The sequence below is a fragment of the Mycobacterium sp. IDUB_9 genome, from assembly GCF_055419505.1.
Genome location: NZ_JBVAXU010000004.1, coordinates 481,187 through 497,851 on the forward strand (window position 1 = coordinate 481,187; position 16,665 = coordinate 497,851).

The 16,665-nt window shown below is 67.1% G+C and carries 18 protein-coding genes; 6 read left to right on the top strand and 12 right to left on the bottom strand.

Going from position 1 to position 16,665, the window contains the following annotated elements; all coding sequences use genetic code 11:
• The first annotated feature begins 59 nt into the window (after positions 1-59).
• Positions 60-227, top strand: coding sequence for a DUF3117 domain-containing protein (locus ACZY08_RS20375; RefSeq protein WP_003885506.1), 168 nt, complete (start codon positions 60-62; stop codon positions 225-227).
• 20 nt (positions 228-247) lie between these two features.
• Here ACZY08_RS20375 and glgA read toward each other — a convergent pair whose 3' ends face one another.
• Positions 248-1,423 carry a glycogen synthase gene (gene glgA, locus ACZY08_RS20380; RefSeq protein WP_463746417.1) on the bottom strand — a complete coding sequence of 392 codons (1,176 nt, stop codon included), beginning with the start codon at positions 1,421-1,423 and terminating at the stop codon, positions 248-250.
• Between the two features lie 100 nt (positions 1,424-1,523).
• On the opposite strand from glgA, the gene glgC reads away from it, so the two are divergent.
• The gene (glgC, locus tag ACZY08_RS20385; protein ID WP_454791424.1) at positions 1,524-2,738 is read left to right on the top strand and encodes a glucose-1-phosphate adenylyltransferase; all 1,215 of its coding nucleotides are present in this window, start codon (positions 1,524-1,526) and stop codon (positions 2,736-2,738) included.
• Between the two features lie 5 nt (positions 2,739-2,743).
• Here the strand turns inward: glgC and ACZY08_RS20390 are convergent, their stop codons facing one another.
• The 7 genes from ACZY08_RS20390 to ACZY08_RS20420 form a co-directional block, all read right to left on the bottom strand.
• On the bottom strand, positions 2,744-3,388 hold the full coding sequence (locus tag ACZY08_RS20390; protein WP_463746418.1) for a DUF4126 domain-containing protein: 645 nt from the start codon (positions 3,386-3,388) through the stop codon (positions 2,744-2,746).
• 83 nt (positions 3,389-3,471) lie between these two features.
• A complete protein-coding gene (locus ACZY08_RS20395; RefSeq protein WP_463746419.1) occupies positions 3,472-4,146 on the bottom strand; it encodes a methyltransferase family protein in 675 nt (224 codons plus the stop codon).
• 10 nt (positions 4,147-4,156) lie between these two features.
• Positions 4,157-4,831: a methyltransferase family protein gene (locus ACZY08_RS20400; RefSeq protein WP_463746420.1), complete on the bottom strand. Its 675-nt coding sequence runs from the start codon at positions 4,829-4,831 to the stop codon at positions 4,157-4,159.
• Positions 4,832-4,850: 19 nt separating this feature from the next.
• Entirely contained in the window at positions 4,851-6,443 is a 1,593-nt protein-coding gene (locus ACZY08_RS20405; protein WP_463746421.1) for an ABC transporter permease, read from the bottom strand.
• Positions 6,440-7,333 carry an ABC transporter ATP-binding protein gene (locus ACZY08_RS20410; protein WP_463746422.1) on the bottom strand — a complete coding sequence of 298 codons (894 nt, stop codon included), beginning with the start codon at positions 7,331-7,333 and terminating at the stop codon, positions 6,440-6,442. The genes ACZY08_RS20405 and ACZY08_RS20410 overlap by 4 nt, the downstream gene beginning before the upstream one ends.
• Positions 7,330-7,998, bottom strand: a complete 669-nt coding sequence (locus ACZY08_RS20415) for a TetR/AcrR family transcriptional regulator (protein WP_463746423.1) — start codon at positions 7,996-7,998, stop codon at positions 7,330-7,332. The genes ACZY08_RS20410 and ACZY08_RS20415 overlap by 4 nt, the downstream gene beginning before the upstream one ends.
• 118 nt (positions 7,999-8,116) lie before the next feature.
• Positions 8,117-8,761, bottom strand: a complete 645-nt coding sequence (locus ACZY08_RS20420) for an O-methyltransferase (protein ID WP_463746424.1) — start codon at positions 8,759-8,761, stop codon at positions 8,117-8,119.
• 174 nt (positions 8,762-8,935) lie between these two features.
• Here ACZY08_RS20420 and sigE point away from each other — a divergent pair, with 174 nt between their 5' ends.
• The 4 genes from sigE (at position 8,936) to tatB (ending at position 12,170) form a co-directional block, all read left to right on the top strand.
• On the top strand, positions 8,936-9,715 hold the full coding sequence (gene sigE, locus ACZY08_RS20425; protein ID WP_463746425.1) for an RNA polymerase sigma factor SigE: 780 nt from the start codon (positions 8,936-8,938) through the stop codon (positions 9,713-9,715).
• 77 nt (positions 9,716-9,792) lie between these two features.
• On the top strand, positions 9,793-10,191 hold the full coding sequence (gene rseA, locus ACZY08_RS20430) for an anti-sigma E factor RseA (RefSeq protein WP_463746426.1): 399 nt from the start codon (positions 9,793-9,795) through the stop codon (positions 10,189-10,191).
• A gap of 78 nt (positions 10,192-10,269) precedes the next feature.
• Complete coding sequence (gene htrA, locus ACZY08_RS20435; protein ID WP_463746427.1) at positions 10,270-11,766, top strand: serine protease HtrA; 1,497 nt, start codon at positions 10,270-10,272, stop codon at positions 11,764-11,766.
• Between the two features lie 2 nt (positions 11,767-11,768).
• Positions 11,769-12,170, top strand: coding sequence for a Sec-independent protein translocase protein TatB (gene tatB, locus ACZY08_RS20440; RefSeq protein WP_463746428.1), 402 nt, complete (start codon positions 11,769-11,771; stop codon positions 12,168-12,170).
• Positions 12,171-12,181: 11 nt separating this feature from the next.
• Here the strand turns inward: tatB and ACZY08_RS20445 are convergent, their stop codons facing one another.
• The 4 genes from ACZY08_RS20445 to ACZY08_RS20460 all read right to left on the bottom strand — a co-directional run bounded on the left by ACZY08_RS20445 (position 12,182) and on the right by ACZY08_RS20460 (position 16,644).
• Complete coding sequence (locus ACZY08_RS20445) at positions 12,182-13,324, bottom strand: Mrp/NBP35 family ATP-binding protein (protein ID WP_463746429.1); 1,143 nt, start codon at positions 13,322-13,324, stop codon at positions 12,182-12,184.
• Between the two features lie 49 nt (positions 13,325-13,373).
• Complete coding sequence (locus ACZY08_RS20450; protein WP_463746582.1) at positions 13,374-14,669, bottom strand: lytic transglycosylase domain-containing protein; 1,296 nt, start codon at positions 14,667-14,669, stop codon at positions 13,374-13,376.
• A 146-nt stretch (positions 14,670-14,815) separates the two neighbouring features.
• The gene (locus ACZY08_RS20455) at positions 14,816-15,361 is read right to left on the bottom strand and encodes a DUF1003 domain-containing protein (protein ID WP_463746430.1); all 546 of its coding nucleotides are present in this window, start codon (positions 15,359-15,361) and stop codon (positions 14,816-14,818) included.
• On the bottom strand, positions 15,358-16,644 hold the full coding sequence (locus ACZY08_RS20460; RefSeq protein ID WP_463746431.1) for a magnesium transporter MgtE N-terminal domain-containing protein: 1,287 nt from the start codon (positions 16,642-16,644) through the stop codon (positions 15,358-15,360). Before ACZY08_RS20460 ends, ACZY08_RS20455 begins: the two co-directional genes overlap by 4 nt.
• Positions 16,645-16,665 lie beyond the last annotated feature (21 nt).

The following is a 16,665-nucleotide window of genomic DNA, read 5'->3' on the forward strand; positions in this document are numbered from 1 at the left end:
CGGCTTCGGCCCCAACCTGGCCCGCTGACGCGGGTCGGCACTGTTGGAGGGAGCACTCGATGGCGGCGATGAAGCCCCGGACTGGTGACGGTCCACTAGAAGCAACCAAAGAGGGGCGAGGAATCGTTATGCGAGTACCGCTGGAAGGCGGTGGCCGCCTCGTTGTCGAACTGACTCCCGACGAGGCCGCTGCGCTGGGCGACGAGCTCAAGGCCGTCACCAGCTGATCGACTCGCAAGGTGTCCGCTCAGGCGGACACCTTGCGGTATATCTCCAGGGTTTGTTCAGCGATGTGCGCCCAGGAGAACTCGGCGATGCAGCGTTGACGTCCGGCCTCCCCGTACTTTCGGGCAGTTTCCGGCTCGGCCACGAGTGAGTTGACCGCATCGGCCAGACGCATCTCGAAGAAGCGCGGGTCACTGGCGTCGTAGTGCACGAGTAGCCCGGTCTGTCGGTCGGCGACGACCTCGGGGATACCGCCGACGTCGGAGGCGACCACCGGCGTCGAACATGCCATCGCTTCCAGGTTCACGATGCCCAACGGCTCGTACACCGATGGACATACGAAAACTGTTGCAGCAGAAAGTATTTCGCGAATCTTATTGATCGGCAGCATTTCGCGCACCCAGAACACGCCGGTGCGCGCCTGGGCAAGCTCGGCCACCGCCGAGGACACCTCCGCAGCGATCTCGGGGGTGTCGGGGGCGCCGGCGCACAACACCAGCTGCACCTCAGGGCTGAACCGGTGGGCCGCGGCCACCAGGTGGGCCACACCCTTCTGGCGGGTGATGCGACCGACGAACGCCACGATCGGGCGGCTCAGGTCAACGCCGAGTTCGGCGAGCACCGAGTCGGCGTCGGCCGGCGGCGCTGGGTACCAGACATCGGTGTCGATCCCGTTGCGTACCACGTGGACCCGGCTCGGGTCGAGTGCCGGATAGGTGCGTAGCACGTCGTGGCGCATGCCGGAACTCACCGCGATCACCGCGTCGGCGGCCTCGATCGCGGTGCGCTCCACCCATGAGGACACCCGGTAACCCCCGCCGAGTTGCTCGGCCTTCCACGGCCGCAGCGGCTCCAGGGAATGCGCGGTCAGCACGTGGGGGATGCCGTAGAGCAGCCCGGTGAGATGCCCGGCCATCCCGGCATACCAGGTGTGCGAATGCACCACCGTGGCTGCCCGGTCCGGTGTGCTGGCCGAGTTGACCATGTTGAGGTCCGCGGACAGCGTCGACAAGGCCGGGTTGGCACCGCGCAACGCAGCATCGGGTTGCGCCACGAAGGCCCCGTCACGCGGGGCGCCCATGCAATGCACGTCGACATCGCAAAGCTGACGCAGCTGGGCGACGAGTTCGGTCACATGCACACCGGCACCGCCGTACACCTCGGGTGGATATTCCCGAGTCATCATGGCCACCCGCATATCCGAGACGGTAGTAGGTCTGGGCGGGTCTAGCTACGCGCCGCAGACTTCTGTTGCCATTGGCTGGCCGCGGTGCTGGTTGGCGGATAGGTTTGGACGCATGAGGGAGTTGCCACATGTGCTGGGCATCGTTCTGGCCGGGGGGGAGGGCAAACGGTTGTATCCGTTGACCGCCGATCGCGCCAAGCCGGCAGTTCCCTTCGGCGGCGCCTACCGGCTGATCGACTTCGTGCTGTCGAATCTCGTCAACGCCCGCTACTTACGGATCTGCGTTCTGACGCAATACAAGTCGCATTCACTGGACCGTCACATCAGCCAGAATTGGCGCCTGTCGGGTCTGGCCGGTGAGTACATCACCCCGGTGCCGGCCCAGCAGCGGCTCGGGCCGCGTTGGTACACGGGATCGGCGGACGCGATCTACCAGTCGCTCAACCTGATCTACGACGAAGATCCCGACTACATCATCATCTTCGGCGCCGACCACGTGTATCGCATGGATCCCGAGCAGATGCTGCGGTTCCACATCGACAGCGGGGCCGGGGCCACCGTGGCCGGAATCCGGGTGCCGCGTGCAGAGGCAAGCGCGTTCGGCTGCATCGATGCCGACGACTCCGGGCGCATCAAGGATTTCGTCGAGAAGCCCGCGGACCCGCCGGGCACGCCCGATGATCCCGAGCAGACCTTCGTGTCGATGGGCAATTACATCTTCACCACGAAGGTGCTCATCGACGCGATCCGCGCCGATGCCGACGACGACCACTCCGACCACGACATGGGCGGCGACATCATCCCGCGACTGGTGTCCGACGGGATGGCGGCGGTGTACGACTTCAACAACAACGAGGTGCCCGGGGCCACCGAACGCGACCACGGCTATTGGCGCGACGTCGGAACTCTGGACGCTTTCTACGACGCACACATGGACCTCGTATCGGTGCACCCGGTCTTCAACCTCTACAACAAGCGCTGGCCGATCCGAGGCGAGATGGAGATGCTGGCTCCGGCCAAATTCGTCAACGGTGGCTCGGCGCAAGAGTCCGTCGTCGGCGCCGGCAGCATCATTTCCGCGGCATCGGTACGCAATTCGGTGTTGTCCTCCAACGTGGTGATCGACGATGGCGCCATCGTGGAGGGCAGCGTGCTGATGCCGGGCGTGCGGATCGGCCGCGGCGCCGTGGTGCGCCACGCGATCCTCGACAAGAACGTGGTGGTCGGTCCGGGCGAGATGGTGGGCGTGGACCTCGACAAGGACCGGGAACGGTTCGCGATCAGTGCGGGCGGCGTGGTGGCGGTCGGCAAGGGCGTCTGGATCTGACGCGTCTACTCCCAGGGATCTACCGCGGCGGGCCGGCGCGTGGCATTGCTACGTGCGTTGACGCCGACCTTGGCCTCTACCCGGCGTCGGCGCCACCGCCACAGCCGGAATGCGCCCCAGATCAGGGCCACTAGGGCAACGAGCACCAGTACCGGGAGCAGGATCGCCACGAAGACCAATCCGACACTGGTGACGTCCTCGACAGTGGACAGCACCGGGGCGGCGACCCCGGCGGTGGCGATGTTGGCGGCCGGACGCACCGTCGATTTGGTCAGCGACACCACGAGTGCGGTGACCGCGCCGATCGCCACCGGAATCCACTGGCCGGACTGGGCGAACGCGCCCGGATCGGCGACAGCGGCGGTCTGCGACGCGGTGCCCGACCCGAAGACGATTCCGCCTGCGGTGGGACGGACGAAGGTCTGGATGGTGTCGTTGACGGAGTCGAGTGCGGGGATCTTGTCGGCGACCACCTCGACCACCAGCAACACCGCGACGATCGCCATCACCCAGCCGTTCTCGAGCCACGACCACCCCGCCGGCAGTGACACCAGATGGGTGAAGCGTGACAGCAGGCCGAGGGCCAGCAACGGGATGTAGGCATTGAGCCCCGCCGCAGTGGCCAGGCCGAAGCCGGTCAACAGTTCCATCACTGCAGTATGCGGCTAACTCGGCCGGGTACCCGGCAGTTCGCCGTTATCCGCTCTGGGCCGCGTTCCGCCAGGAACGTGGCTCACCAGACGTAGGGGAGCAGTCGGTAGCGGACCTCCCGGGTGTACTCGTCGTAGCCGTCGAGTTCGGTGCGCAACATCTTCTCCTCGTCGACGACGCGCATGGCGAGTACCGCCAGGCCCGGGATCACGAACAGCAATCCCCAATACGAGCCGAGGGCCGGCGGGATGCCGATCATCATGATCACGTTGCCGGCGTACATCGGATGGCGGACCAGTCCGTAGAGACCGGTGGTCACCACCGTCTGGCCGGCCTCCACCTTGATGTTGGCGGCCGCATAGCTGTTCTGGATGATCACGAGCATCGCAATGCCGAGTCCGATCGCTACCAACGCATTACCGAGCACCGACACGATCGTGGGTACGGCTGACCATCCGAACCGATAATCAAGTGCACTGGCCACGATGATGACCGCGACCAACAGGAACGCCATCGCGCTCGCGAATTTCTGCACCGGCCGGGTCTCGGCGCTCGGCCCGGCCTGCATTCGGCGTCGCAGTGCCGCCGGATCGCGTACGGCGAGGTAGATGCTGGGCAATGTCGAGACGGCCGCGAATACGGCGATGAAAACCCAGCCGCGCCAGTAGTCGAACGTGCCGGCAGGCGTGAAGACGAGGATCCCGAAGACCGCAAAGCCGACGACGGCGGACACCGCTGCCTGTAGCCCGATCTTCACGTCGCCCTCCTCACCAGACGTAGGGGAGCAACCGGTAGCGGACCTTCCGGGTGTACTCGTCGTAGCCGTCGAGCTCGGTGCGCAACATCTTCTCCTCGTCGACGATCCGAACTCCGAAAATCGGTATCGAGGCGATGGACACCAGCAAGGCCCAGTAGGAACCCAGCGCCGGCGGCGTGCCGAACATCATCAGCACCGCGCCGAAGTACATCGGGTGACGGACCAGACCGTACAGACCCGTCGAGACGAGCGGTTGTTCGTCCTCCACTCGGATGCTGGCTCCGGCGAAGCTGTTCTGGAAGACCACCGTTTGCGCGAGGACGAGCCCGACCGCCACCAGGATGTTGCCGAGGACGACCACCGCAATCGGCACATCCGACCAGCCGAACCGGTGGTCGAGCGCGCTGACGATGAACGCCGCGAAGGCCGATCCGGTCACCGCCCAGATGATGATCTTCTGCACGATCCGCGTTTCCGCGGTCGGCCCGCCGTGGAGGCGTCGTTGCAGGGCGGCGGGATCTCTGACCGCGAGGTAGATGCTCGGGATCATGGTGGTGGCCATGAACACGGCGATGAAAACCCAGGCCTGCCAATAGTGGAACGTGCCGGCCGGCCAGAATAGCGTGGCCGCGAAGAACGCCAGCCCGAGCACGCCCGAAGCGATCGTCTGAACTACGAGTTTCATCAACTGCCTCCTGTTCGATTCACACCGCGTCGCGGTTGCGATAGATCCATCCCGCGACGGCTGCCAAAACCGTTGCGACGATCAGCATCACCACCAGTGCGGTGGCGGGGAACTGGCTGGGCACGGTGGTCTGCCCCACCGGGGACAGCTCGATCAGCCAGCGCGGGAGCCGTAGCAGCGCCCCGAGGTACAGCGCGGTGATGACGAATGTGACTGCCAGCCAGGCGATCCACGGCGACCGCAGGGCCACAGCCATGGCCGCGATCGAGGCCACCACCGCCAGTGCGGGTAGATATGCCAATGCGGCCAGGGTGAGGCGGATGACCGTACCCGGCTCGCCGAGTGTCAGCCCGGCACCGATGCCGTTGCCGAGACCGGCGAAGAACATCAGTGCCGCCGCCCCCGCCAGCGCGCAGCCGACCGCGCCGAGCAGCCAGCGCCGGCGTGACACCGCACCGGCCAGCACCGGCTCGCCCAACCCGTTCTGCTCGTCGGTGTGCACCCGCAGCACCACCGACGCGACGTACGCGCTGGCCGCCGCGGCGAGGAACTGCGTCATGGTGGTGTAGATGCCGTCATTGCCCGTTGTGGACAGCAATCTGGCGATCAACTCGTTGGTCTTGGCCGCATCCAACAGCGCTTTCGTCATCGACCCGAACACCAGCCCGGCCACGAACAGTCCCAGAGCCCAGCCGATCGTCTGACCGCGCTGCAGCGTCAGGTGCAGTCGCAGGGAGCCGGTGATGACGGGGGCGTCGGGTTTCTCGCCCGTGGATGCGATGGTGCCCGCGTCGTACTGGCGACGGCTCTCCAGCACGGCGGCTGTTGCCATCAATCCGAGCGCCAGAATGACCAGCAACCCGAACGGCCACCAGCGCAGATCGACGAACGGTCGCATCTGCTGTGCCCAGGCGATGGGGGAGAACCAGCTCAAGGCACTGCCGGAGTTGTCGATGACGTCACCGGCCCCACGGATCAGCGCGGCGACCGCCAGTGCCGCCATCGCCGCGCCCGACGCAGTGCGGGACTGGCGCCAGAGTTGGGCGGTGACGGCGGCGACCGCACCGAACACCATCGCGACCCCGGTGATGCCCAGAGACATGGCGGCGGTGTCGACGATTGCGAAGCCGGTGGAGGCCATCGCCAGCGTCATCGTGATCGCCAGCACTGCGTTGACTCCGCCGACCAGGACCAGCGCCGCGGCGGTCCGTGCGTAGCGGCCCACCACCGAGGACAACACGAGCTCGGCGCTGCCGTTCTCCTCCTCGGCCCGGGTATGACGAATCACGGTGAGAATTGACAGGATTGAGGTCGCGATGATCAGAGTGAGGGTCAGTTCGTTGGCCATCATCACGCCGAGGTCGGTCTCGTTGACACTGAACATCGGCCCGCCGAGCATCATCCCGGCGGGTGTCTTGAGCAGGTTGACCCGGGCCAGGCGTTGTTCCTCCCCGGGGTAGGCCAGTCGAATTGCGTTGGGGGCGTACACCATCATCAAGGTGACGACGGCGACCCACACGCTCAGCCGCACCCGGTCGCGGCGCAGCGCCAGCCGCAGCAGCGTTTCGATGCCGGTCAATGGTGACGTGCTCGTGCGGGTCGCGGTGTTCACCGGGTCACCCCCTGGTACTCGCGCAGGAACATGTCCTCCAGCGAAGCCGGTGTGACGGTCAGATCTTCGATGCCGAGGTCAGTCAGGTGCTCCAAGGTGAATTCGAGGTCGGTGCGGTCCACCGAGAAGCTCACCGAGCCATCGTTGCTCGTGAAGTCGTGCACGTAGGGGGTGTTCTGCAGCGCCCGGCCGTCGGAGCGGGTGCGCGCGGTGACCTTGGTGCGCATCAGGTGCCGCAACTCGGCGAGGGTGCCGGAACGCACCGTGCGTCCCGACCGGATGATCGTCACGTTGTCGCAGAGCTTTTCGACCTCGGCCAGTATGTGGCTGGACAGCAGGACCGCCGCGCCCTGGCCCGCCACCTCGGCGACACATTGCTGAAATGCCCGTTCCATCAACGGGTCCAGCCCCGAGGTCGGCTCATCGAGAATGTAGAGATCGGAATGGCAGCTGAACGCCGCGACGATGGCGACCTTCTGCCGGTTGCCCTTGGAGTAGGTTCGGGCCTTTTTGTCTGGGTCCAGTTCGAATCGTTCGATCAGTTCGTCGCGGCGCCGCGTATCGACGCCGTTGCCGCGCAGCCGGCACAGGAAGTCGATGGCCTGCATTCCGGTCAGGTTGGGCCACAACGTGACATCGCCGGGGACGTAGGCGATCCGGCGGTGCAGGGCGACCGCGTCGCGCCACGGGTCGCCGCCCAGGAGCCGGACCGTGCCGCCGTCGGCGCGCAACAGACCCAGCAGCACCCGGATCGTGGTGGACTTACCGGCCCCGTTGGGTCCGAGGAAACCTGTGACATCACCGGGGGACACGGTCAGGTTCAGTCCATCGAGGGCTTTGGTGCGCCCGAAAGATTTCGACAGTCCGCGGATTTCGACGGAGTTGTTCACGCTGGCTCCTTGGTCTCGGTTGACGTGGAACTGAACGGGGTGCCTTGTTCGCGCTGATGCAGGAAGGCGTCGTACATGGTCGAGTCGGCCATCAGGCCCTCGGTGTAGAGCTCGAGAGCGGGGAGCATCATGTCCTCGCCGTAATCGCGTAGTACCCGGCGCAGATCCGCCGGGTCGTCGTGCATCTGCAGGTACAGCAGGAACCCGCCGCCACTGCATATCGCCATGAACCTCGCCCGGGCCCGTGGGTCGCGGCTGGGTTTGAGCAGCCCGGTCCGCACGCCCTCCTCCAGATACTGCTCGGCGTTGTCGACCATGGTGCGCCAGAACGTCTTCGCCAGATCGCTTCCGGACTGCATGCTGCGGACCAGGTAGGCCATCAGCGGCGCGTAGGACTCGATCTCGGCCATCTGGGCCATCCACGTCGCGGGGTCAGCGCTCTGCAGTGACTCGGTTTTGGCTTCGCGCACCACCTCGGCCACGTAGGCGTCGCACGCCTTGCGCAGCCCCTCCTTGGATCCGAAGTGGTGGATCACCAGGGCGGCGCTGACACCCGCGGCCTCGGCGATGCTGCGCAGTCCCACGCTGAATCCGTGCTGCCCGTACTGCTCGATCGCGGCATCCCGGATCCGGGCCATCGCTGTTCGATCATCGACTGAACGCATGTTCAATACGCTAAACATGCGTTCAGTGTGCGGTCAAGGGGATGCCGCGTCAGGAATCCGTAAAGATCGCGAAATGCCCGCTCGCGGGAGAAAAGAATGCCCGCTCGCGGGAGAAAGGTCAGTCGCGAGCGGCGGCGAGCAGGCCGTCACCCAAGGGGATGAGTACGGGCGTGAGCCGCTCGTCCTCGGCGATCAGCCGGGCTGCCTCACGCACGGCGCCGACCTCGGCATCGTTGGCCGAGGCGTCACCGGCCCGGCCGCCGAGCGCGGCCCGGTGCAGCACGATCGCGCCGCCGGGGCGCAGCAGACGCACGCCTTCGGACACGAACTGAGGTTGGTCGATCGGATCGGCGTCGATGAACACCAGGTCGTAGGACTCGTCGGCCAGGCGGGTCAGCACCTCCTGGGCGCGACCGCTGATCAGCCGGGTACGTCCCGGGCCGACTCCGGCCTCGCTGAACCCCTGCTTGGCGATGCGCTGATGCTCGGGCTCGACGTCGATGGTGGTCAGCACACCGTCGTCGCTCATGCCGGACAGCAGCCACAATCCGCTGACGCCCGCGCCCGTGCCGACCTCGACCACCGCCTTGCCCCCGGTGAGGCGTGCGAGCACGCTCAGCAACGCTCCGACGGCCGGGGTCACCGCGCCGGCGCCGAGTTCTTCGGCCCGCTCACGAGCAGCCGCGACGATCTCGTCTTCGGAGATCGACCGTTCGGCATGCGTGACGATCGCCTCGGCGCGACCGGGGTTGGAGCTGACCATGCCCGCAGCGTAGGCCAGAGGCCGGGGGCGTCGTCGCGACACGCCCGTGGGTGTCAAGTATCACCGTCGGAAATTCGCTGGTTCGCGCAGGTAATCGGACGTATCGTCGGCTTTCTCAGGGAAAGTTCAGATTGCTCATATGCCTGCCACACCGGGATCAGGAACGGTATCCGCATGGAACACGGCGCCCGCTGGCGCACTGCCCAGCACAACCAGGACAGCAATCGGAATAGCGACGTCGTCAGTCGTGTTGAGCTGAGTGAAAACTGTGATCAGGAGGATCCGACGAGCGCGAACGCTGTTACCTCGAACCCTGCCACCCAGGCCGCCCCGGTGACAATGGCCCATCTGGAGCAATTCACCGCAGGTGAATGGGTGGAGCCGTCCGATGAGTTGACCGGCACCGCCGTCTTCGACGCGACCGGCGATCATGCGGCCATGCCGTCATGGGACGAGCTGGTGCGCCAGCACGCTGACCGGGTGTACCGGCTGGCCTACCGCCTCTCGGGTAACCAGCACGATGCCGAGGACCTGACCCAGGAAACCTTCATCAGGGTGTTCCGCTCCGTGCAGAACTACCAGCCCGGAACCTTCGAGGGGTGGCTGCACCGCATCACCACCAACCTGTTCCTGGACATGGTCCGTCGCCGCGGCCGCATCCGCATGGAGGCGCTGCCCGAGGATTACGACCGGGTGCCGGCCGACGACCCGAACCCTGAGCAGATCTACCACGACTCGCGACTGGGGGCCGATCTCCAGGCCGCTCTGGACTCGCTGGCGCCGGAGTTCCGCGCCGCCGTTGTCCTGTGTGACATTGAGGGTCTGTCCTACGAAGAAATCGGCGCCACGCTGGGCGTGAAGCTCGGCACGGTGCGCAGCCGCATTCACCGCGGTCGGCAGGCCCTGCGCGAGTATCTGGCGAAGCACTCGCCGGAAACCGCCAAATCCGCCTAGTGGTGGTTGGTGTTCAGCGCGCCAGGTCGCGCTACATTCGGGTCAGGACATTTGGTCGTGGCGAGAGGAGCTGGGCGATGGTCGACCCGGGACATGTGTTCCGTCGCGCATTCTCCTGGCTGCCTGCGCAGTTCGCCTCGCAGAGCGATGCACCGGTAGGCGCGCCTCGGCAGTTCGGTTCCACCGAGCACCTGTCAACTGAGGCCATCGCGGCCTTCGTCGACGGAGAGCTGCGGATGAGTGCCCACCTGCGGGCCGCACACCACCTGTCCCTCTGCCCGGACTGCGCTGCCGAGGTCGATGCCCAGGGTCAGGCCCGGGCCGCATTGCGGGACTCCTGTCCGATAGCCATTCCGAATTCCCTGTTGGGACTGTTGTCGCAGATACCGCACCACAGTCCGCAGCCCTCGGCTGACGCCGGTGAACAGCCTCAGTTTGCTGATGACCCGACGCGGAGTCGGCGTAAGCGCCGGTAGGCTGGACCACAAGGCGATCAGTGACCGGCGTCGGCCTATCCGGCTGGGGCGGGCGCTCCGATAGAGAGTGATACACCGGTGACCAATCAGGACCAGTCCGACGAGAGCGGCCGTCTGGAACCGCGCCCTGTCGAGCGGCCACCCGTCGACCAGTTGTCGCAGCGCACGTTCGGCCGGCCCGCCGGTGTCGACGGCTCGTTCCTCGGTGCGGACAAGTACCAGGACCAGGGCGATTACGCCCCCAAGGACTTACCGCCGGATCCCGTGCTGGCCGAGGCGTTCAGCCGTCCCTCCGACAGCGATGACACACTGCAGCGCCATCCCACCGATGCCGGGGCACTCGAAGCCGAGCGGACCGCAGGTGGCGACGACGTCGACGATCCGTGGCGCAATCCGGGTGCCGTCCCGGCACTGGGCGCACCCGCACAGGCGCCCCTCGCGCCGACGGTCGTACCGGCGCCGGTCGGCAAGCTGGGCGCACGCGAGGTGCTGTTCGGTGGCCGGGTGTCGTGGATCGCGCTGGTCGTGCTGCTCCTGATCACGCTCGTGGTCGGTGCGATCGGTGGCTGGGTCGGACAGAAGACCGCGGGGACCGTGCAGGCCTTCACCACCTCGAAAGTGACGCTGGAGACCGGTGACCTCCCGTCCCCGGACGCCGGCCGTTTCGCCACGGTCGCCTCGGCGGTCGAGGATTCGGTTGTCACCATCGAGGCCAAGAGCAAGACCGAAGGCTCACAGGGCTCGGGCGTCGTGGTCGACGGCAAGGGCTACATCGTCACCAACAACCACGTGATCTCCGACGCCGCCAGCAAGCCCGCCGACTACCAGATCACCGTGGTGTTCAACGACGGCAAGGAAGTGCCGGCCAACCTGGTCGGCCGCGACCCCAAGACCGACCTGGCGGTGCTCAAGGTCGACAACGTCGACAACCTCGTCGTGGCGCGGATGGGCGATTCCGAGAAGGTGCGCGTCGGCGAGGAAGTCATCGCGGCCGGCGCCCCGCTGGGGCTCCGCAGCACGGTCACCCACGGCATCATCAGCGCGCTGCACCGGCCGGTGCCGCTCTCGGGCGAAGGTTCGGACACCGACACCGTGATCGACGGGCTCCAGACCGATGCCTCGATCAACCACGGCAACTCCGGTGGCCCGCTGATCAACATGTCCTCCGAGGTGATCGGGATCAACACGGCCGGAAAGTCCTTGTCGGACAGCGCCAGTGGCCTCGGCTTCGCGATTCCCGTCAACGAGGTCAAGCAGGTCGTCGAGAACCTGATCAAGGACGGCAAGGTGGCCCATCCGACGCTGCTGCTGACCGCTGTGACCGTGAGCAACAGCGTGGCCTCGGGTGCGCAGGTCCGGAACGTCAACGCCGGAGGCCCCGCCGAGAGGGCCGGCATCCTGGAGAACGACGTGGTGGTCAAGGTCGGGGACCGCAAGGTCGCCGACGCCGATGAGATGGTTGTTGCGGTGCGCCAGCTCAAGATCGGGCAGGAATCGCCGATCGAGGTGCTTCGCGATGGTCGGCCCATGACCTTCATGGTCACGCCGATCGGCGACGATCAAAAAGCGCAGTAGCGATGTTCGCGAACATCGGGTGGGGGGAGATGCTGGTCCTGGTGATCGCCGGTCTGGTGATCCTGGGGCCGGAGCGCCTGCCCGGTGCCATCCGGTGGACCTCGGGTGCCCTGAAGCAGGCACGCGACTACGTCAGCGGAGCCACCAGTCAGTTGCGCCAGGACCTCGGCCCCGAATTCGACGATCTCCGCGAACCCCTCGCCGAACTGCAGAAGCTACGCGGCATGACGCCGCGGGCAGCGATCACCAAGCATTTGCTCGACGGTGACGATTCTTTCCTGACCGGCGCCATCGACGAGCGCAACAATCAGCCCTCGGTGCCGGGCGACAAGCCCGCCAGCCAGATCGAGGCCACGCCGACGGACAAGCCGGCCGGCCCGACGTTCGACCCCGACGCCACCTAGGGCTCGGCGCTCTAGCGCCGCGCGGTATCCAGACCCAGCGACATCCCGGCCAGGCCGCGCTTGCGAGCCGTCAATCCGTCGGCGATCTTGCGCAGCTCGGCGCCTGCCGCTGATTCGGGGGCCGACAACACCAGCGGCACCCCGGAGTCACCGGCCGCCACCAACGCCGGGTCCAGCGGGACCTGGCCCAGCAGCGGCACTTCGGCGCCCACCGAACGGGTCAGCGACTCTGCGACCTGACGGCCGCCGCCCTCACCGAACAGTTGCATGACGGTGCCGTCGGGCAGCTGCAGGCCCGACATGTTCTCCACCACGCCGGCGATGCGCTGGCGGGTCTGCAACGCGATCGCGCCGGCCCGCTCGGCCACCTCGGCGGCAGCCATCTGCGGAGTGGTCACCACGAGGATCTCGGCACCCGGGATCAGTTGGGCCACCGAGATGGCGATATCGCCCGTACCGGGCGGCAGATCGAGCAGCAACACGTCCAGATCGCCCCAGTACACGTCGGCCAGGAACTGCTGCAGGGCCCGGTGCAGCATCGGCCCACGCCACACGACAGGCGTGTTGCCCTGCGTGAACATGGCGATCGAGATGACCTTCACCTCGTGTGCGATCGGGGGCAGGATCATGGAGTCGACCTGGGTGGGCCGGTCGGCGGTGCCCATCATGCGCGGCACCGAATGGCCGTAGATGTCGGCGTCCAAGAGGCCGACGGACAGCCCGCGGGCGGCCATCGCGGCGGCCAGGTTGACGGTCACGCTCGACTTGCCCACGCCGCCCTTGCCGGAGGCTACGGCGTAGACCCGGGTGAGGGAATTGGGCTGGGCGAACGGGATGACCGGTTCGCGGGAATCACCACGCAACAGCGTGCGCAGTTCGGCGCGCTGCTCGTCGTTCATCACATCCAGGCTCACCTTGACGGCGCCGGTGCCGGGCACGTCGGTGACGGCGGCCGTCACCAGATCGGCGATCTCGGTCTTCTTCGGGCAGGCCGCAGTGGTCAGGTAGATCTCGACATGGACGCCGTGGTCGGCCTCGATCGAGATGTTCTTGACCATGCCGAGTTCGGTGATCGGCTTCCGCAATTCGGGGTCGATCACCTTGGCCAGCGCGGCGCGAACCGCGGATTGCAGCTCAGTGGCAGATTCGGACATCACCGCCGAGTCTACGGCGACGGTGCCGCGAGCTGGATTCAGGCCGGTGTCAGGCCGGACCTGGGGCCGGACCCGGTGCGGGGCCGAGCCCCGGGGCCGCAGGCGCGGCCTCGATCGGTGGGCCGATCGGGGCGGCAGGCACCGGCCCTGGCGGCGGAGTCTGCAGCGGTCCAGGTCCAGGTCCGAGCGCGGGTCCAGGGGCCGGAGCAGCGGGCGGTCCCAGCGGCGGTGCGGGAGCCGGCGGGGGAGTCTGTTCACCCAGGCAGAACACCACGCACGCAGGCTGGCGCGGTTGCTCCCACGGCGGGACCCATGGCGGCGGGGCGGCCGGCGGCGTCTCCGACGGGACGGCCTGTGCCGGACCCGGCAGCGGGCCGAGCACCTGGCCCGGAGCGAATCCGGGGACGTTCTGCGTGCCGGTCTCGTTGCGGTTGAGCAGCGGGATCAGGGCCAGCGGATCGCCCGCGGGCAGCCCGGTGGCATCAGTCGGCAGGCCCGGTCCGAGGCCTTCGGCGTGGTCCAGGTGCGAATCGCCGATCGGGGGGATGGACCCGGTGATCTCGGGCAGGTCGACCGGCACCACACCGGTGGCGTACGCCGCGGCCCAGCCCAGCACGTTCCGGGCGTAGGCCACCGAGTTGTTGTACCGGAGGATGGCCGTCATGACCTGCGACTGGTCCCGCAGGTTGAGCCCACCACTACACAGGTAGCGGGCGGCCGCGAGCGCTGAATCGAACACGTTCTGCACATCGGCCTTGCCGTCGCCGTCTCCATCGGAGGCGTACCTGGCCCAGGTTCCGGGCAGGAACTGCATCGGCCCCATGGCGCGGACGTAGGAGACCCGTCCGGCCTGAGCGCTCTGGATGATGACTTCGTTGCCCGGCAGGGTGCCGTCGAGAGCAGGGCCGTAGATCGGGCGCACTGCGGTGCCGCGGGCGTCGGTGGCGCCGCCGTTGGCGTGGCCGGATTCGATCCGTCCGATACCGGCCAGCAGATTCCAGCTGATACCGCACCCGGGATAGGCAGCGGCCATCATCCGTTCGGCGTTGCGGTACGCCTTGAGTGAAGACCCTGGAATGCCAAGGGCGCCAGGGGAATTGACGACGAAAGCAGGCGGAGGAGCCGAGATGGTGTTCATCGACTTGATCCGGAAGTTGGTCGGGGGCCTGGCCGCGGCGACCACTGCCGGACCCGAGCGATCGACGTGGCGTTCCACGGCGGCCAGCGGCGTGACCGCGGTGTTGGACATGTCGACATCCGAGGCGGAAGACCCGGCGCCGGCGACCAGCACGATGGGAGCCAGGACGGCCACGCCGAGCGCGGGCGAGCGCACGAGCTGGCTCATACGGCGCCGAGCGGTTGCGATCACCGCTCCTCCCCCTACGCGCACTTACCCGTCCTTCGGTCGGCTTTGGCCAAATACCATGTTGTGAACCAAGTCACCATACATAGTCGCGGTTTCGCTTGTTACGACAATGGTCGACAGCGTGATCAACCACTGCGTTTGGACCGGCGCTCGGCCCCGTCGGCTTTGCTCGTGCTCGGCCGGTCGGTATCGGCGGGCAAGCTGAGTTCGGTGATCAGCTCACGCAGTTCTTCCAACTCGCGGCGCAGGTAATCGCGGGTCACCACCTCGCCGACCGCCAGCCGCAGCGACGCCAGCTCGCGGGCCAGGTACTCGGTATCGGCCTTGGTCTGTTCGGCCCGGCGCCGGTCCTCCTCGAGTGAGACCCGGTCCCGGTTCTCCTGCCGGTTCTGGGCCAGCAGGATGAGCGGGGCGGCATAGGCGGCCTGGGTCGAGAAGGCCAGGTTGAGCAGGATGAACGGGTACGGATCCCACTGGAATGCAAATACACCGATGTTGAGGGCGATCCAGACGATCACCACGATCGTCTGAATGGCCAGGTAGCGCCCGGTGCCGAGGAATCGGGCGATCGACTCGCTGAACGCCCCCACTGCCTCGATGTCGACATGCAGCCCGAAGCCGCGGGTCGTGCGCGGGGTGTCCAGCCGCTGGCGCGCCGTCGATTCGCTCATGAGCCCGCCGCCGGGAGCTCGGGCTCGTCGCGTTCACGCCAGTCGTCGGGCAGCATGTGGTCGAGCACGTCGTCGACCGACACCGCGCCCAGCAGGTGGTTCTCCTCATCGACCACCGGGCCGCACACCAGGTTGTACGCGGCGAAGTAGCGGGTCACCGCGGCCAGCGAGTCGGCCGGGCTCAGGCTGGGCAGATCGGTGTCGGCGATGCCGCTGACCAGTGCCGCAGGCGGTTCGCGCAGCAACCGCTGCAGGTGGACGCAGCCCAGGTACTGCCCGGTCGGGGTGGCGCTGGGGGGCCGTGTGACGAAGACCATCGAGGCCAGCGCCGGCGTGAGGTCGGGGTCGCGGATCCGCGCCAGCGCCTCGGCGACGGTGGTGTCAGGTGCCAGCACCACCGGCTCACTGGTCATCAAGCCGCCCGCGGTGTCCGGTGAATGGGCCAGCAGCCGTCGCACATCCTCGGAATCCTCGGGGTCCATCTTGCGCAGCAGGGTCTCGGCATCGGCCGGGGTCATCGCCCCCAGCACGTCGGCGGCGTCGTCGGGATCCATCGCCTCCAGGACGTCGGCGGCGCGCTCGGTGTTCAGCTGGCGTAGCACCGCGGCCTGCTCGTCCTCGGGCAGCTCCTGCAACACGTCGGCCAGCCGCTCGTCGTCGAACGCCCGGTACAACTCGTAGCGTCGCTTGACCGGCAGTTCACGCAAGGCCTCGGCCACCTCGATCGGTCGTTGTCCGTCGAACTGCTCGAGTAGCGAGGCCACTCCCTGGTCGGGCATCGCCAGACCGGACGGGGTGAGGCCGTGCACGTTCTGCCACTCCACGACGTGGATGTTGGTGCGCCGCCCCAAGCGACGTTGTGGCCGCACCGCCACCCGGGTCACCACCCAGTCCCGGGTCCGGGTCTGCTCGATGCCCAGATCGACTACCACGACGTCGATTCCGGCCAGCTGCTCCAGGTCTGGATCGTCGACGCGCACCCGGGTTTCCAGCACCTGGCCCAAAACCAGCACCTCGCCGGGTCGTTGGGCGAAGCGGCGTAGCGACACGCTGCCGGTGGCCAGTGTCACCGAGCCGGGCTCGATCGCGGTGACCCGCAGGATCGGAACGAAAATCCTTCGTCGGGTGAGCAATTCGACCACCAGGCCGAGAACTCGCGGTTGCTGGCGGACGATGCTGATGCTGATCACCACGTCGCGGACACGGCCGATGGACTCCCCGTCGGGGCCCAGCACCACCATCCCCGCAAGCCGGGCCGCGTAGACCCTGTTCACCGCCGCCATGAGTCAAAGGGTAGAGACTGT

Excerpts from the sequence above, each read along its gene's own strand:
- ACZY08_RS20400 (WP_463746420.1), bottom strand. The coding sequence starts at position 4,831 with ATGAAACTCGTAGTTCAGACGATCGCTTCGGGCGTGCTCGGGCTGGCG.
- tatB (WP_463746428.1), top strand. The coding sequence starts at position 11,769 with ATGTTCGCGAACATCGGGTGGGGGGAGATGCTGGTCCTGGTGATCGCC.
- glgA (WP_463746417.1), bottom strand. The coding sequence starts at position 1,423 with ATGCGGGTGGCCATGATGACTCGGGAATATCCACCCGAGGTGTACGGC.
- ACZY08_RS20415 (WP_463746423.1), bottom strand. The coding sequence starts at position 7,998 with ATGCGTTCAGTCGATGATCGAACAGCGATGGCCCGGATCCGGGATGCC.
- ACZY08_RS20375 (WP_003885506.1), top strand. The coding sequence starts at position 60 with ATGGCGGCGATGAAGCCCCGGACTGGTGACGGTCCACTAGAAGCAACC.
- sigE (WP_463746425.1), top strand. The coding sequence starts at position 8,936 with ATGGAACACGGCGCCCGCTGGCGCACTGCCCAGCACAACCAGGACAGC.
- ACZY08_RS20460 (WP_463746431.1), bottom strand. The coding sequence starts at position 16,644 with ATGGCGGCGGTGAACAGGGTCTACGCGGCCCGGCTTGCGGGGATGGTG.
- ACZY08_RS20455 (WP_463746430.1), bottom strand. The coding sequence starts at position 15,361 with ATGAGCGAATCGACGGCGCGCCAGCGGCTGGACACCCCGCGCACGACC.
- ACZY08_RS20445 (WP_463746429.1), bottom strand. The coding sequence starts at position 13,324 with ATGTCCGAATCTGCCACTGAGCTGCAATCCGCGGTTCGCGCCGCGCTG.
- rseA (WP_463746426.1), top strand. The coding sequence starts at position 9,793 with ATGGTCGACCCGGGACATGTGTTCCGTCGCGCATTCTCCTGGCTGCCT.
- ACZY08_RS20390 (WP_463746418.1), bottom strand. The coding sequence starts at position 3,388 with ATGGAACTGTTGACCGGCTTCGGCCTGGCCACTGCGGCGGGGCTCAAT.
- glgC (WP_454791424.1), top strand. The coding sequence starts at position 1,524 with ATGAGGGAGTTGCCACATGTGCTGGGCATCGTTCTGGCCGGGGGGGAG.
- ACZY08_RS20450 (WP_463746582.1), bottom strand. The coding sequence starts at position 14,669 with ATGAGCCAGCTCGTGCGCTCGCCCGCGCTCGGCGTGGCCGTCCTGGCT.
- ACZY08_RS20420 (WP_463746424.1), bottom strand. The coding sequence starts at position 8,761 with ATGGTCAGCTCCAACCCCGGTCGCGCCGAGGCGATCGTCACGCATGCC.